The 14,755-nt window shown below is 72.1% G+C and carries 18 protein-coding genes and 1 pseudogene; 18 read left to right on the top strand and 1 reads right to left on the bottom strand.

Translation table 11 applies throughout. From position 1 onward, the window contains the following. Positions 1-307 precede the first annotated feature (307 nt). From BG482_RS29480 to BG482_RS29410, 15 genes and pseudogenes are all read left to right on the top strand, one after another. Positions 308-877 (top strand): hypothetical protein, encoded by a 570-nt coding sequence (locus tag BG482_RS29480; protein WP_069772212.1) that lies wholly within the window; start codon positions 308-310, stop codon positions 875-877. 53 nt (positions 878-930) lie between these two features. Further along, entirely contained in the window at positions 931-1,206 is a 276-nt protein-coding gene (locus tag BG482_RS29475; protein ID WP_069772211.1) for a hypothetical protein, read from the top strand. A 208-nt stretch (positions 1,207-1,414) separates the two neighbouring features. Further along, entirely contained in the window at positions 1,415-1,906 is a 492-nt protein-coding gene (locus tag BG482_RS29470; protein ID WP_256096506.1) for an ATP-binding protein, read from the top strand. An 82-nt stretch (positions 1,907-1,988) separates the two neighbouring features. Then, entirely contained in the window at positions 1,989-2,303 is a 315-nt protein-coding gene (locus BG482_RS29465; RefSeq protein WP_079142288.1) for a WhiB family transcriptional regulator, read from the top strand. 200 nt (positions 2,304-2,503) lie between these two features. Then, positions 2,504-2,677, top strand: a pseudogene (locus BG482_RS46235) (DUF5999 family protein); the annotation flags it as partial. Positions 2,678-2,933: 256 nt separating this feature from the next. Then, positions 2,934-5,108 carry a DUF2637 domain-containing protein gene (locus tag BG482_RS29455; protein ID WP_069772209.1) on the top strand — a complete coding sequence of 725 codons (2,175 nt, stop codon included), beginning with the start codon at positions 2,934-2,936 and terminating at the stop codon, positions 5,106-5,108. 246 nt (positions 5,109-5,354) lie between these two features. Continuing rightward, complete coding sequence (locus BG482_RS29450; protein WP_069772208.1) at positions 5,355-5,879, top strand: hypothetical protein; 525 nt, start codon at positions 5,355-5,357, stop codon at positions 5,877-5,879. A gap of 3 nt (positions 5,880-5,882) precedes the next feature. Further along, positions 5,883-6,074, top strand: a complete 192-nt coding sequence (locus BG482_RS29445; RefSeq protein ID WP_069772207.1) for a hypothetical protein — start codon at positions 5,883-5,885, stop codon at positions 6,072-6,074. Between the two features lie 124 nt (positions 6,075-6,198). Further along, positions 6,199-8,502 (top strand): hypothetical protein, encoded by a 2,304-nt coding sequence (locus BG482_RS42905; protein ID WP_069772206.1) that lies wholly within the window; start codon positions 6,199-6,201, stop codon positions 8,500-8,502. An 11-nt stretch (positions 8,503-8,513) separates the two neighbouring features. Further along, entirely contained in the window at positions 8,514-8,948 is a 435-nt protein-coding gene (locus BG482_RS29435; RefSeq protein WP_069772205.1) for a hypothetical protein, read from the top strand. 91 nt (positions 8,949-9,039) lie between these two features. After that, positions 9,040-9,870 (top strand): hypothetical protein, encoded by an 831-nt coding sequence (locus BG482_RS29430; RefSeq protein WP_069772204.1) that lies wholly within the window; start codon positions 9,040-9,042, stop codon positions 9,868-9,870. Next, positions 9,867-11,288, top strand: coding sequence for a hypothetical protein (locus BG482_RS29425; RefSeq protein ID WP_069772203.1), 1,422 nt, complete (start codon positions 9,867-9,869; stop codon positions 11,286-11,288). Before BG482_RS29430 ends, BG482_RS29425 begins: the two co-directional genes overlap by 4 nt. A gap of 33 nt (positions 11,289-11,321) precedes the next feature. Further along, on the top strand, positions 11,322-11,510 hold the full coding sequence (locus tag BG482_RS29420) for a hypothetical protein (RefSeq protein WP_069772202.1): 189 nt from the start codon (positions 11,322-11,324) through the stop codon (positions 11,508-11,510). A 23-nt stretch (positions 11,511-11,533) separates the two neighbouring features. Further along, on the top strand, positions 11,534-11,773 hold the full coding sequence (locus BG482_RS29415; RefSeq protein WP_069772201.1) for a hypothetical protein: 240 nt from the start codon (positions 11,534-11,536) through the stop codon (positions 11,771-11,773). A gap of 80 nt (positions 11,774-11,853) precedes the next feature. Continuing rightward, on the top strand, positions 11,854-12,423 hold the full coding sequence (locus tag BG482_RS29410) for a hypothetical protein (RefSeq protein ID WP_069772200.1): 570 nt from the start codon (positions 11,854-11,856) through the stop codon (positions 12,421-12,423). Positions 12,424-12,493: 70 nt separating this feature from the next. Here the strand turns inward: BG482_RS29410 and BG482_RS29405 are convergent, their stop codons facing one another. Continuing rightward, positions 12,494-12,712 carry a hypothetical protein gene (locus BG482_RS29405; protein WP_069772199.1) on the bottom strand — a complete coding sequence of 73 codons (219 nt, stop codon included), beginning with the start codon at positions 12,710-12,712 and terminating at the stop codon, positions 12,494-12,496. 193 nt (positions 12,713-12,905) lie between these two features. Here BG482_RS29405 and BG482_RS29400 point away from each other — a divergent pair, with 193 nt between their 5' ends. The 3 genes from BG482_RS29400 (at position 12,906) to BG482_RS29390 (ending at position 14,747) form a co-directional block, all read left to right on the top strand. Next, complete coding sequence (locus BG482_RS29400; protein ID WP_069772198.1) at positions 12,906-13,733, top strand: hypothetical protein; 828 nt, start codon at positions 12,906-12,908, stop codon at positions 13,731-13,733. A gap of 110 nt (positions 13,734-13,843) precedes the next feature. Next, the gene (locus BG482_RS29395) at positions 13,844-14,074 is read left to right on the top strand and encodes a hypothetical protein (RefSeq protein WP_069772197.1); all 231 of its coding nucleotides are present in this window, start codon (positions 13,844-13,846) and stop codon (positions 14,072-14,074) included. A 247-nt stretch (positions 14,075-14,321) separates the two neighbouring features. Continuing rightward, a complete protein-coding gene (locus BG482_RS29390; protein WP_370745909.1) occupies positions 14,322-14,747 on the top strand; it encodes an RRQRL motif-containing zinc-binding protein in 426 nt (141 codons plus the stop codon). Positions 14,748-14,755: the final 8 nt, after the last annotated feature.

Here is a 14,755-nt window from a genome sequence, read left to right as displayed (position 1 = left end):
GGGGGATAGCAGGGTTCTAATCGAAGTGCCCCAGCAAGCGGTGAGTAACCGGATGCGGGGCGTAGCCGGTGCTGTACCTGCACTTTTGGGCACGTCACCGGCCGCAAGACGCAGGAGGTCGTCCGCCTCGTAAGAGGCCGGCCGGGATGTGGCACCACCAAACTCCCGGGTTCTCGACTCCCTGCATGTACGTCGCAGCGCTGATGCGCTGTCCGTCCTCCAGGACGCCGGGCTTCCCGTGCGCCTGGCGGGCGGAGAGAGCACCGCGACGCAGCCCGAACCCCCTCCGCACTCAAGGAGATTCCGCATGACCATCACGTCCGCGATGCCCAAGGCCAAACAGCGGAAGACCCAGACCCGTACGAAGCGGGTCAGCAGCCTCCCCGCCATCAAGCTCTCCCAGCTTCCGCCGTCGCACATTGACCTCCGGCAGCCGCTCAAGGCCGTCCTGGTCTGCGAGTACTGCAAGACCTGGTGTCCGATCACCGGCATGCGGGACAAGGTGCAGAAGCTGGTCCCGCATCACAAAGGTGAGGCCGGTGTCGCTGATGCGGTCCGCTGCCGGGGCAGCAACCGCCGTGTCGAGTTCGACATGACGATCCCTGAGTGGTTCCAGGCCCTGACCGACGCGGTCAAGGAAGCCTCCAGCCGTCAGGCCACCACGGTGCTGCCCAAGGCGTTCAGCCCGCAGACCGACCGGACCCTGCGGGCTCGCGCGGAGCGCACGCCGGCCGGGCGCCTGGCCGACTGGGACGCGGCACTGCGCCACGTGGCAGACACCGACAAGAACCGCCGGGTGGTGCCCGCTGGTGACGCTCCCACGGAGGGCCCCGCGGTCCCGCTCGAGACGCTCCACCCCAAGCGCTCCACGCGCTGAACCGTCCCGCACCGAACACGCCGACCCTGACCCGTCATCGTGAGGAGCTGATCATGACGAACACCGCTTGCACCGTCTCCGTGCACGACATCGACTGGGACCTGAACTGGACGCCCGCCGGTGAGCTCAGGAAGCCCTGGGACCAGATGCCCGCGGAGGACGCCGACGACCAGTTGGCGCTGTCCCGCGCGATGGGCGAGACGGTCTCCGAGCAGGAGTACCTCGCCACGGACCGCGCGGGAGCGCCGCTGCGGATCGTGCTGCTGAAGGCGGTGCCCGAGGCCCACCAGGACACCGACCTTGGCGCGGTCTACGTGTACGCGCTCTGACTGCCGCAGCGACGAACGACCACGGCCCTGGCCGACCCGATCACCTCGGGTCGGCCAGGGCCGTGGCTGCTCGTACGACAGCCAAAACGAGCGGCCCCGGGATTGCGCCCCAGGGCCGTTCAGCAGGTCACTCCGTGAGAGGAAAACCTTGAGTTCCATCATGACATCTCCCGCGCCTCCTGGTGCACGGGGAGACAGCAGCCTGGACATGGACGACATGTTGCGCCGGGCCCGTATGAACGACCAGCGCCGTTCGCAGCAGCCGGCACTTCCGGCCAGCGTCCCCGGCCTGTACGTCCAGCACCGCGACCGCGGTTTCGTCGCCCACATCACGGCCTCCGAGACCGCCTTCAGCACGGTGCGCGGTCTGACCGCGTCGGTGCCGATGGCGTACGGGGCCGGCCAGGCGACCGCTGACACCGCTGAGTGGCTCGTCTCGGAGCTGCTCGGCAACGCCGTGCGGGCCTGCGGTGACCACGTGCCGCTGGTCGTAGAGGTGTACGTCACCGGGCGCAGCGTCCAGGTGAACGTGCATGACCCCGCCGCCGACGTGCTGCCGTGCCGCAGCACGGTGGCGATGGACAGCGACAACGCGGAGTCCGGGCGTGGCCTGGGCCTGCTGGACATGTTGGCGCCCGGCTGGGACGTCGTGTCCTCTCCGGTCGGCAAGCAGATCCGCTGCCGCATCGACGCCAGGTAGTTCAGCCCGCCGCCAACACATGAGGCAGCCCCGGGGATACCGCCCGGGGCTGCCTCGTTCACGGATCTTCTGGGAGGCCCCAATGAAGCGAGTGTCCGTCGCCGTCATCCGCAGCCACGCCTACGCGCCCGTCTCCACCGACGCCCCGGAACGGCCCCGCGCGGCCTGCGCCGGTGAGGACCCCGAACTGTTCTACCCGATCGGCGACACCGGCCCGGCGCTGCTCCAGATCGAGGAGGCCAAGGCCGTCTGCCGCCGCTGCCCCCTGATGGACAGCTGCCTCCAGGGCGCGCTGGACCGCAACGAGTCGGGCGTGTGGGGCGGCATGTCCGAGAAGGAGCGCCGCTCCCTCAAGCGCCGCGCGGCCCGCAAGCACGCCGCGGCCAGCTCCGCCTGACTCCCGCAGGACGGGAGCGGCGGGCAACTCCCTGCCTGCCCTGCAGCACTGCCGCCGACCAACTGCCCACACCACGGGCGGCCGGCCTTTCGCACGCCTCGAGCCCGGGAAAGTCCCGAACTCGCATCCTCCCCGCAGGAGAGCCCATGACCAGCAGCGCTCAGCTCGACACCGGCACGGCCCGTCGGCTGCCGGACTCCTTGTGCACGCACACGCCGAAGTGCCCGTCGGCCGACAGCTCCGACCACGAGGCCGCGCTCATCGTGGCCAGCCACCCGGAGCAGGGCTGGAACCTGCTGTGCAACGGCGTCCTGGTCTTCGACGACACCGGCGACCTGCTCCCCGACGGTCGGATCGTCAACCCGCACCGGCCCACCGACGGGGCGCTGTCCCTCCGGCTCACGGACGGCCACGCGCTCATCGCAGGCACGTCCGGCAGCGGGAAGACCGGCGCGGCGGCCGCGATCCTGCACGCCCAGCGCTGACCAGCTGCCCACGGCAGAACGGCCCTCCGAGTCCCCGGCATTGAAGCTGCCGGGGCCCCGGAGGGCCTGGTCACGACCCTACCGACTGCCACTGATCCACGGTGCCCCTTCTGCACGGAGGCGCCCGAGAAGAAAGGACACCCCCGTGGCCAACACCAAGACCCCCCGTCGCAGGCGCCAGCCCGCAGCGGCCCCGAAGCCCCGCGGCGGGCGCAGCAAGGCGACGACGGCGGTGGCCGTTCCCGCCCAGTCCACCGCGCCCGAGCCGGAGACCGCTGCCCCGGCGGTGTACTCCGAGGCCGACCCGCAGCTGGCCGACGCCGCCGACCGCGCCGCCGACCTCCTGGCCCTGGCCGCCGCCGACGCCGACCGAATCCTCGCCGATGGCCAGGAGCGCGCCGGTGAACTGCTGGACGCGGCCCGGACGGAGGCAGCCTCGATCACTGAGGCGGCCACCACCGAGCAGACCCGCATCCTCACCGACGCCATGGCGGCCGCCGACCAGGTCCGCACGGAGGCCGCGACCAGCGCGGCCGCCGACGCCGACCAGGTCCTGGCCGACGCCGAAGCGAAGGCCAAGCAGCTGCTCGCCGACGCCCGCTCGGAGGCCGACACCCTCACCGCAGCCGCGACCGGCAAGGCCGACCAGGTCCTCGCCGACGCGCACCGTCAGGCGCAGGACGTCGTCACCGCGGCGCAGGAGACGGCCCGCGAACTGCGGTCCGCCGCCGACCAGGACGCGGACACGGTCCGCGCGGACGCCGAAGCCTGGCGCACCGAGCTGCTGGCCGACGCCGACCGCATCGCGACCGAAACCCGCGCCCGTGCCACGCGGGACGCCGACCAGGTCCTTCAGCGGGCCCGCGCGGACGCCGACCGGATGCGCGAGAGCGCGGACGGCCAGGCCGCGCAGGTCCGCTCCGGAGCTGAGAAGGTCGCCGCCGGCCTCCGCCAGGACGCCGACCGCGCCCTGGCCGATGCCCGCACGTGTGCTGAGGAGCTGCGGGCCTCCGCCGCAAAGGACGTCGTCCGGCTGCGCGAGCAGGCGGAGACGGACGCGAAGACGAGCAGGGAGGCAACGGCGAAGGCCACCGCCGACCAGGTCGCCGCCGCGCAGGCCCGAGCCGATGGCGAGCGGATCCTGCACGAGGCGACGCAGCGCACCGTGCAGCGGGCCCGGCGCCGCCAGATCCGTACCGACGCCCGTGCCGCGCGACGCAAGGCCCGCCACGACGCCCGGCCCGCCGGCGGTGTCCCGCCGCTGTCCGGGCAGGAGCTGCTGGGGGCGATCGCGATCGTGCTCGCCGCCGCGACCGTCTCCACTCTCGGTCTGCTGTCCTCCTACACCGCGCTGGAGACCAAGGCGGCTGGGTGGGGCTGGGAGTGGCCGTGGCTGCTGCCGGTCGGCATTGACGTCGCGATCCCCGCCTTCACCGGCGCCAACCTGTTCCTGATCCGCATGGGGATGGAGCTCCGGTGGATCCGCTGGGTGCCGAGGGCACTCACGGCGGTGACCGTCTACCTGAACTGGAACGCCTCGCACAGCGCGTCCGGCCGCCTCGGGCACGCCGCCCTCACGCTGCTGTGGGTGATCTTCTCGGAGATCGCCTCTCACGTGTACGCCACGAGGATCGGCGCGGTCACCGGCAAGGTGCGGATGGAGACGGTGCGCCGCAGCCGCTGGCTGCTCGCCCCGATCCCCACCGCTCGCCTTCGCCGCCGGATGATCCTGTGGGAGATCACCTCCTACGAGGAAGCGCTCACCCGGCTCCAGGAGCAGACGTACCTGCGAGCGCAGCTCCGCCAGAAGTACGGATGGATGGCGTGGCGGTGGAAGGCCCCGCTGGAGATGCGGATGGCGCTCAAGCTCAACACCGCGCCCGCCGCGCTCGCCGACACGCTCACCCCCGAGGACGCTCACACCATCGAGCGCGTTGAGGAAACCGGCGACGCTCACGACGCTCGCCCGGAGATGAGCGCGCTCACCTCTGGCAACGGCGAGGGTGAGCGTGAGCGTCCGGCGCTCGCCCCGGGCGCTCGCTCCGGTGAGCGCGCCAGTGAGGGCGACGACGCTCACCGAGCGGACAGCCCCCGCAGCCGCAGCGAGCGGGACGCGCTTACCGAGCGCCGCCACGAACGCGTCCGGCTCCTCTACACCGAGCTCGGGCGCCGCCCCCAGTGGACGGAGATCCGCGACGCGCTCACCAAGGCGGGCCTGTCCGATGAGCCGGTCTCCCGCCCGACCGCGCAGCGCCTGCGCGATCAGGTCGAAGCGAGCGCCCCGATGAGCGCCAAGGCGAGCGCCCCGGCGAACACCTGAGCGCCCGCCCCATCGCACGGCACCTGCCGCTCATGGTCGCCACCGGCCCGAGCCCACGCGTGAGCGTGAGCGCGGACCGGTGACGGCCACGGCCGGCAGGCCAGTTCAACCGCACCCGCACCCGCGCCCCGAGCGCGGGCGCGGCGGGCCAGGCCCGAACCGAGCACCACCCCGGCCCCGCGCAACAGCCTCGGGGACCTTGCTTACCTCCCCACCCCAACCCCCCGAGACCTGGAGGTCTTTCGCATGACCGAGATCAACAACGCCCGGTGGACGTCGGACCACCTGATGAAGCCGGGCGGGACCGCCCTGTACGGCGCCCAGCAGCGCGAGCGGCTGCGGCAGATGGCCGACGAGGTCCAGGCGCTGCTTCGCGAATACCGCTCCGACCTGGAGAGCATCAAGTTCGACGGCGACAAGCCGCTCCAGAACCGCATCCGGGCCTATCTGGCGTCCCGCCCGCTGGCCCGCCTCGAAAAGGAGCTGCGTGACGCGGTGAACGACGCCGGAAAGTTGGACAAGGAATTCCAGCGCCGTTACGTCGAACTCCCCGCCAAGCGCGAGAAGCAGGCGGAGAAAAAGGAGCTGGAAAAGGCCCAGAAGAAGGGCCTGGCCCACTCCCGCGCGGTGAACACCGCCGGTCAGCTCAACGGTGTGGCCCTGGGACTTGAGGACCCGACGAAAGACGGCAAGCCGGGCGGCCAGAAGAACGCCACGGAGGGACAGGAGCCGACGTTCCTGGACTACCTCGACAACCAGAGGAGGGCATAACCGATGGCCTTTTCCCCGGGCCAGCTCGACTACTGGAACAAGCGCCTGGAAGCGGCCCGGACGAACCCGGACCGCGCCCGCACGATGTGGGACCTGGCGCGCACGATCGCCGGCCGTGACGACGCCGTGTGGGCCGACCTGGTCCGGCTGCTCGGCACCTGGACCGAGCAGCAGCAGGGCCAGGGCAAGCCGTAACGCTCCGCGCTCATCATCATCACTCCATCCCCGTGATCCGGGGTCGCCACGTACGCGTGTACGCGTACGCGTGAAGCGACCCCGGATCGGTCACGGAGGGTAACCAACCGAAGGAGAGCGGCCGATGGCCGACGACGACACCGGAGGGACGCTCCACCCCTTCCCCGGGCTGAGGATCCCGGGGGCGGTGGCGGACGACCCGCCGCCGGCCTCCGGCGGCTTCCCGGCCCTGGCCCCCGTGGCCACCCTCGCCCCTCCCGCCTCGCTTTCCGTCGCCAGCACCCCCACCCTTTCCGGGGGCACGGCGCCGGGCACCACCACCACAAACCACGATCCGGGCCTTTCCGGGGATTCCGAATCCCCTGGTCAGGGCGTGGGTGCAATGTCCGTGGTGATGATGGCGGGAATCACCGTCGCCGCAATGCGCGGCGCCTATCACATGGCCGCCTACCTGAAAGCCCGCCACGATCACCACCGGGCCATCGCGGATCAGCAGAGCGCGGCGGCCGGAAAAGCCGGTCTGGAGCTGGACAAGGCCCGGATCGGAGCCGACGCGGCCCGCCAGAAGGCGCGCATTCAGTCGGGCCCTGAATTCGGAAAGTCGTCCCGGAATTCCACCGGTTCGGCAGGCCGCTCAAATTCCGGGAAGAATTCAGTTCCGGCGTCTTTGAAGTCCGGAGCAGGGCCGAACCGGACGGGCGGCGCAGGGCAGAAGACGACCGGCAAGGGCCCTGGCGGCGGCTCTGGCGGCCGTTCGGGCGGTTCGGGCACTCCTGGGCAGTCCGGGGGCTCCCGGGGCCGCAAGGGGCTGCTGGACGGGCCGGGCGGAAAGAGCACCACGAACCGGAATTCGGGTGCCACGGACCGCAGTTCGGGCCGGATCCGCAACGGTTCCAGCGGCCCGAACGGCGACCGCGGACCGAGCCTTCGGCAGGCGGCACGGCAGAGGGCAGCCGACCGTATCCGCAACGGCCCCCCGTCGAAGTCCGGCGGCGGCAAGTCCGGTACCCCCGGCAGCAGTTCCGGCGGCCCGTCGGGCAAGAAGACCGGGTCGGGCGGGCCGGGTACGACACCGGGCTCCAGCTCGAAGTCCCCGAAGTCCCCGAAGCCGGGGACGAAGGGCTCCGGCGGGACACCGGGAACGCAGGGATCGGGCACGAAGTCCGGGTCGTCGCCCCGGTCCGGCACGGGGCGGACCACGCTGCCGCAGGCGATCGCGAAGGAATCCGAGCGCCGCCTCAACAAGCGCCGCAAGCGCCTGCAGCCCGTCATCGCCCGGCCTCGCAGCGGCAAGAAGTCCAAGAAGCCCGGCAAGATGACACCGGCCGGGACGGCGCCGACGCCTCCGAAGGTCAGCCTGACCAAGAAGCCCAAGCCGCCCGCACCGCCCGCACCGCCGAAGGTCAACCTCAAGAAGGCGCCCCGCACCGGGCCCGCCCCGTCGGGCGGTACCCCGGGGGCGGCGAAGCCGAAGGTCAACCTGCGGAAGAAGACGCCCCGCACCGGGCCCGCCCCCTCGGGCGGCACCGCGGGGGCGGCGAAGCCGAAGGTCAACCTGCGGAAGAAGCCGAGGGTCAACCTCAAGAAGAAGCCCGGCACCAAGGGCCCGGGGAAGCACGGCCCCGCCGCCGGCGCGACGGGGCCCGCCGCCGGGAGCACCGGTCCCGGCCCTTCCGGCCCGCCCGGCGCAGGTGCCGCGACGCCCAAGCCGAAGGGCAAGCGCAGGGGCTGGCGGCGCAAGGACCCGAACAAGGGGCGAGGCACGCGAGACCGGTGGGAACGCACGAACGCCCGCCGCGGCCACGGCCCCGGCGACGTCCCTGGCCCGGGTACGGGCGGCGGATTCGCTCCGCCGCCCGGCTGGGGCCACGTCGTGAACACCACCGTGACGCTGGAACGCCTCGATGGCGGCCCGGGGGCACAGGAGCGCCGCAACAAGGCCAAGGCCACCACGCCCGGCCCGGCCGCGCTGCCGGCCGGAAACAGAAAGGGAGCACCCGTGACCGCCAGTGGAACCGTGCCCGTGCCGCGCAAGGCGCCCAACACCCAGTACGCCGACTCCGACTTGACGATCTACGACGTCATCGACTCCGACGCCGACATGGCCGAAGAAATCATGGCGGGCGCGGATGACGCCAAGGAGGCGGCGGAGGGCTGCGACAAGCTCACGACCCGCCTGGAGTTCCTGCACGCCAAGATCATGGACCTCAAGGTGCCCGGCGTCCTGGAGGGCTGGGTGCTGCTCCTGGCGGAGAAGGCGCAGAACGTCAAGGCACGGGCGGAGGCGGTGGCGGAGAAGCTCCCCGCCGCCTCCGAGGCCATCCGCGTCGCCGGAGAGAACGCGGCCGACCGCCACAAGGAGCTGGCCGACGTCACCCGCGACCAGGGCCACGCCGCCCCGGCCGAAGCCGACTACCACAACGAATAGGAGGTACGCCCATGTCGTCGTCCGAACTGGTCCCCCGCATCGGCGGCGCCCTCGCCAAGACCGGCGCGGTGCTCGGTGAAGGCATCCGCTACGGCGTCGTCATCGTGCAGCTCACCGCCGCCAGCGCCAAGATGATCGGCCTGTCCGAGACGGTGCGCTCCACCTTCAAGTACGTGGACAACTGCGCGAAGCAGGTGAACCGCCTCGCCGACCTGGCCGCCGCGAAGACCGTCGACACGGACACCATCGCCGAACACCGCGACGCGGCGACCGTGATGCTCTCGGCTCTCGAAGAGGCCGAAGCCATGGCGGCGGAGTGCGAGGAGATGTCCACGCTCTTCCACGAAACCGCCGACGCCCACATCGCCGACTACGGACCCGTCGCCGACGCCGCGAACCGGATGTCCGTACCCATGGCCGACCGCAGCTTCTACAGCAACCGCTGACCGGCCCCCAACCCCCGCATCGCGCAAGGGCGGCGGACCCCACCCAGGGGCCCGCCGCCCTTCCCCATGCCCGCAAAGGAGCTGCACCCCGATGATTCCCCTCGGTCCCCTGCGCGGCCGGATCGCCCTGGCCCGCGACGTCTTCGGCCGCGCCGCCACCGTGGCCGGCACCGGAGCCCTCGCGGCCGGAGCCTTCTGGCCGGACACCTACAGCACGACCGTGTGCGGCGCCCTCCTGGCCGCCGGATACGGCACCGTCTGGTCGGCGACGCTGCCCAAGGGCCGCGCGCTGGACGCGGCCATGGCCCTGTACCTGTCCCCGTCGCTCTCGCTGGCCGCGATGCTCACCACCCAGCGGATCTGGTCCGGCCTGGACTGGTGGTGGGACCTGCTGGCCGACGCCGTGTGGACGGCGGTCGTCCTCAGGGTGCGCCCCGCCCGGATCGCGAAGGTCCTCGCCGGCCGTGAGCCGTCGCTGACCCCCCAGGCGGTCGAACAGAGCCGGGAGCTCCTGGTGGAGAGCGCCCCGGCCGGACCGCAGCACCCCGCCGCCGCGTTCTGGGCGCAGCGCGTCGCCATCGAGGACGGCGCCGCCCCCAACACCGTGCTGGAACAGGTGGAGGACACCGGCGGCCGCTCGATGCGCGCCGTGATCCGCTCCACCGTCCCCGGCAAGCCCGTCCCGACGATCAACCTGCTGGAGCTGTCCGCCGCCCTGAACTGGCCGGAGGACGAACTGGCCATCACCCCCGTGCCCCGGCAGGGCGCCGGAGTACGCCGCCTGACCGTCGGCACGGCCCCCGCCGAAGAGGCCGACGACCCGTACACGCACTGGGCACAGAACGTCGCCCCCAAGGGCATGCCCGGCACCGTCATCACCTCCATCCGCGCCGTCAACATCGAAAAGGAGCTGGGCGCATGACTGCCGAGACCATCTACGAACTCACCGTTGAGGCCCCTCCCGGGGACCTGATCGCCTACGACCCGATCCGCCTCGCTTCCGCCCTTCGGATCGAGGACCCCAGCAGGCTCGCGATCGAGACCGACGGCATGAACCACGCCCTGGTCACGATCTATCCGTCCGACCCGCTCGCCGACGTCGAACTGCCCGACCCCCGCGAGCTCGCCATGGACGACCAGGGCCGCATCTGGGTCGGCAGCTACCACAACGGCCGCCCCGCGAGGATGCGCCTGTACGACCCGAAGGCCGGATCGGCGCAGCGCGGTCTGCTGTTCGGTACGACCGGCGCGGGCAAGTCGACCGGTCTGCAGGTGATCCTGGCGGCGGAGAAGCGCTCCGGGATCGTCACGTTCCTCTCGGACCTCAAGGGCGGCCAGTCCGTTCCCGAGGCCCGCGACAACGTCGACTGGTTCGTCACCACGCCGGAAGGCGCGATGGCGCAGCTGCGCACGATGTGGCTGGTCATGCAGGGACGCCAGATTCGCTACGCGGAGGCCGGCCGTTCCAAGTTCCTGATGAACCGGCCCGACCCGCTGCTGTCCCTGCGGATCGACGAAGCGAACCGGCTGCTGGAGAAGGGCGCCCCGTTCCGCGACGAGGCGACCTACTACATCAAGGACATCGGCCGCACCGGCCGCTCGCTCGGTATCGGTGTGCACCTGTCCGCGCAGGCCGGCCACCTCGAGGAGCTGGGCGGCTCGGACACGCTGCGCGGCATGCTCAAGGACGGCGAAGTCATCCTGCTGCGCTGGACGTCGACGATGATGCGCCAGCTGGTCTCCGACGGCCTGCTGGCCGCCGGGCAGTCCCTCGCCCCGATCCCGAAGTACTCCGGGGCCATCAAGCTCGTCTCGCAGTTCGACGAGGCCGCCGACGAAGACGCGCCTGGCACCCAGGGCAGCGGCTACCTGCTGTCCGGCCCCTCCCCCACCTCACGCTTCCGGTTCTTCAACGTCGGCAGCACCACCCCGGTGGAGGGCCTGGACCCCGAGATGCTCGCCCTGTACGGCGACGGCCCCGTCGCGCAGCTGGAGAAAGCCTCCTGGGACGACGCGGGCGACGCCTACGCCGGACGCCTGGACGGCCCCGAGGCATACGCCGCGATCTTCCCCATGGAAGAGGAAGACGAGGACGGCGAAGGCGGAGGCGGCGCTCGCCGCTCCGGCGGCAAGAAGCGCGCCGCCGCACCGGGCCCCGCGATGCCCGAGCCGACCAAGCCCCGCACCCGCACGCTCGCCGAACGCGTCCAGGCCGTCCTGGAGGACTCCGACGGCGACATGGACGCAGCTGCGGTCCTCGAGGCCGTCAACGCCGACGGCGGCCGCCAGGTCCGACTCGGCAGCGTCCGCAACACCCTGACCGCCCTCAAGAACAACTAGCCCCTCCCCTCAAGCGAAGGAGCCCGCGCCGCCGTGGTCATCTCCCTGTCCCTCGTTGTCGTCGCCGCCGTCATCGTCCTGGCGCTGCTGCGCACCGGCTACCTGCGGCTGTGGCCCGCCCTGGCGGCCGCACTGCTCGGGTTCCTGCTCGCCTCCACCGGCATCGCACCCGCCATCAACGGCGCGATCACCAACATCACCGGCTGGGTCTCCTCACTCTGACCCGGCCCCGCGAAAGGATCCCCGTGCCCGAACCGACAAGCCGCCCCGTCACGCGCATCCGCCTCACGCTCGATGCGGCCACCACCATCGTCGGCTGGCCCACCGCACCCGGGCAGCCCGACGTCCAGGCGCTCATCGACGACCTGGTGCACACCGGCCGCCGGCCGCACGTCCAGCTCCCGGAGCCCGCCACGACCCGGCCGCTTCCGCAGTACCTGACGCTCTCCGACCTGGACGCCGCCGTCCGGCGCGGCAACGCGTAACCGACCGCCCCGCACCCCCTGCTGCCCGCCGCACCCCTTCCGGGTGCGGCGGGCAGCCTGCATCCGAGAGGACCACCGCCATGTACGACTCCGGCACGCAGCGCCCCCACGAGGGGGCCGTCACCAGCCCCCAGCACCTGCCCGTCGCCGTCGACCCGGTGGCCGAAGCGATGGCGCAGGCCCGCACGCTCCAGATCCTCGCCGCCTCCACCGGCACCGTGGAACTCTCCGGCGAGCGCGCCCAGATGGTGTGGATCCCGGGCCCGGGCAACCAGTTCATGGCCGTGCCGCGCGAGATGCTGCCCGCCGGCTACCGCCACTACGAGACGATGCCCGCCCCGCCCCAGCGCGACCTCACCCCTGTCCCGCTCTTCGACCCGCGCGCCCAACTGGTCGCCGCGGGCGGCATCGGCGCCGGGGCAGCCGGCGCCGGGATCGGCTGGGGCCTGGGGCAGGCCTTCGCGGGCATAGCGGCCGCCGGCGGCACCGGGGCCGTGGTCGTGGGGCTCGCCCTGTGGCTGCTCATCAAGGTCACGGGCGGTGGCGGGGGCGGCGGCCGCACGCACATCCACAACGAGACGCACGTGACCAACAACAACACCAGCCGCTGGTTCGGCCGGTCCACGTCGTCGACGACGAACAACCACTGACCGGGCCGCCTGCTTCGTACTCGAACCCCGCACGCCGGGTGTCGAGTACGGGCCAGGTGGCCCGGAGCGGTCAGCTCTCCAGGTCGATCAGGATGCGCCCGTTGTCATCGACCCACGCGTCGTAGATGACGCCGTCGACGATCGCGCCGTCCACGACGACTTCCACGTCGTCCTCGACATCGAGCCACAGCACGCCGTCGTCGTCCGTGTACGCCGGCCAGATCACCCCGTCGGCGATCACCGAGTCGAACACGACGCCCTCCGGCTCATCGCGCGTGAACCAGCCCATCGCGCCGCCCCCTTTCACCTTGTGGCACACAGCCTGACGCACCACCAGGCCCTTCCAACAGATCCCCGCGCACACCTCCGGACAACCCGCCCCGGCCCCCGAACCTGCCGCTCTGTGCGCCTAAGCGGGTGCCGAAGCAGGCCGCCCGGCCCGCACCGCGCGCTCACCAACGACTCCCAAGGAGATCCCGACCGTGGCTGACCACAACGACCGCGACCGCCAGGCCCCGAACGCCGACCAGCCGGACTTCCTCCAGCTCGGTCAGAACGTGGAACAGCCCTTCGCCTTCCCGCCGCCCCCGGCCGGGAACTACCAGAGCGCGAAGCAGCCGCGCCTCGCCGCACTGCGCGAGTGGTGGGACGACGCGTGGGACGACGGCGGTATGCTGCACGACCGCTGGGAGGACCTGCGCCAGGCCCCGGAACTCGGCTGGCACGGCATGGCGAACTGGGTGAAGGCGGCGGTCGGACTCGCCGGCATCTGCATGGTCATCATCCTGCTGAACGGCGCGACCGACGTCCTGGCCGACGCGCTGCACCGGCTGCTGACCGCCATGCCGCGCGTGCAGGTCGGCGCCAACACCTCCAGTGGCGTCTTCGCCGTGATCGACCAGCCGATCCGCTCGTACATCGCGGCCCACTCCCCCTCGCTCGCGATCAGCGGATCCACCGTCTACACCGTCTGGCAGCTCGCCGGGCTGTTCGGCCTGATCGGCGGGTTCGCCGGAAACACCGGCGCCCGCTTCACCTGGACAGCCTGGGGTGCGGCCAGCATCGCCATGGTGTGGAGTGCCGCCCCCGCCGACGGCCGCACCATCGCCACTGGGCTCGCCGCCCTCGCCTGGACCGCATCCTCGGTGCTCGCGCTGCGCGGGCTGAGCCTGCGCCCGATCAGGGTCACCCACATCCACAACCCGGCCCCCGAGTTCCGGCCCGAGGTCAAAGCCGAGATCCACCTCCCGGCCCCGCACGCCCCGGGCGATGACACCCCCGACAACGTCCACCAGTTCCAGCAGCGCTGACATCCCGTCGACCCGCCTGGTCCTCGAGCGCCGCCGTGCGCCCGAGGGCCTCACTGGCCGACCGGCCTGCGCGCCACCCCCAACACCGCCGATCCGCAAGGAGATCCGTCATGCCGCAGAACACCCCGCCGAAGCCGGTGCAGGGATGGTTCATACCCACCGGGCACGCCGTCCCGTCCAAGGCGAAGACGCCGCTCCTGCTGCGCCTGCTGCTGGCCGCCGGGGTCGCCCTGGCCGTCGTCCTCGCCTCCCACGCCAACGCGGACGGCCAGACCTCCCCGTCCCACAGCCCGTCGGCCACGACGTCGCCCACCACGGCGGCCCCCGACGACGCCCCGTAGCCGCAGCCCCCCCAGCCGCACCGCACCACCGCGCCCCCGCCCGGCAGCCACCTCGCCGGCGGGGCGCGGCCGTCCCTGCCACCGACCCGCTGGAGGAACCGCCCGTGCTCATCCCCCGACCGCGCCGCCGGATCGGCCGGCCCCGGCCCATGCGTCCCGGCCCCCGCTACCCGCAGCGCCCCGTCCGGCTGCCCGGCACCTGGAGGCAGTGATGCCGCGCGCCAGGAAGCGGCGCCGTCGCCGCGAGGTGAAGCGGGTGCCGCGCAGCGAGGCCCTGCTGCCCGAGTTTGACCGCGCCGCGGTCCCCGAAGGCTTAGCCACCAGGCGTCAGCTTCGGGACATGGGCCTCAGCCCCGGCGCCAACGACGGCCCGGTCGCGATCCTGCGCTGCAAGTACTGCTCGTACCGGCCCGACCAGTCGTGCAACCACCCCACCCGGGGCTTCCTGCTCCGTGTCGATCTGGCGACGCCCAAGCGCGTCCCGACGCTCGCTCAGGAGCGGGCCCTGGACCAGGCGATGGCCGCAAGGAGCACCTGTCCCCGGTGCAGGCGCCGGTACTACTTCTGCCTCCCGCTGCGCACCCAAGGCGTCTGCGACCCGTGCCACAAGGGCTTCGAACCCAGCCCCGAAACGGTCATGACCTCCCCGGCCACCCACCGACTCGCGGCCTGACCAACGAC

It is taken from the genome of Streptomyces sp. LUP30 (assembly GCF_001746365.1).
Taxonomy (GTDB): domain Bacteria; phylum Actinomycetota; class Actinomycetes; order Streptomycetales; family Streptomycetaceae; genus Streptomyces.
This window is presented reverse-complemented; position numbering and strand designations above follow the sequence as displayed.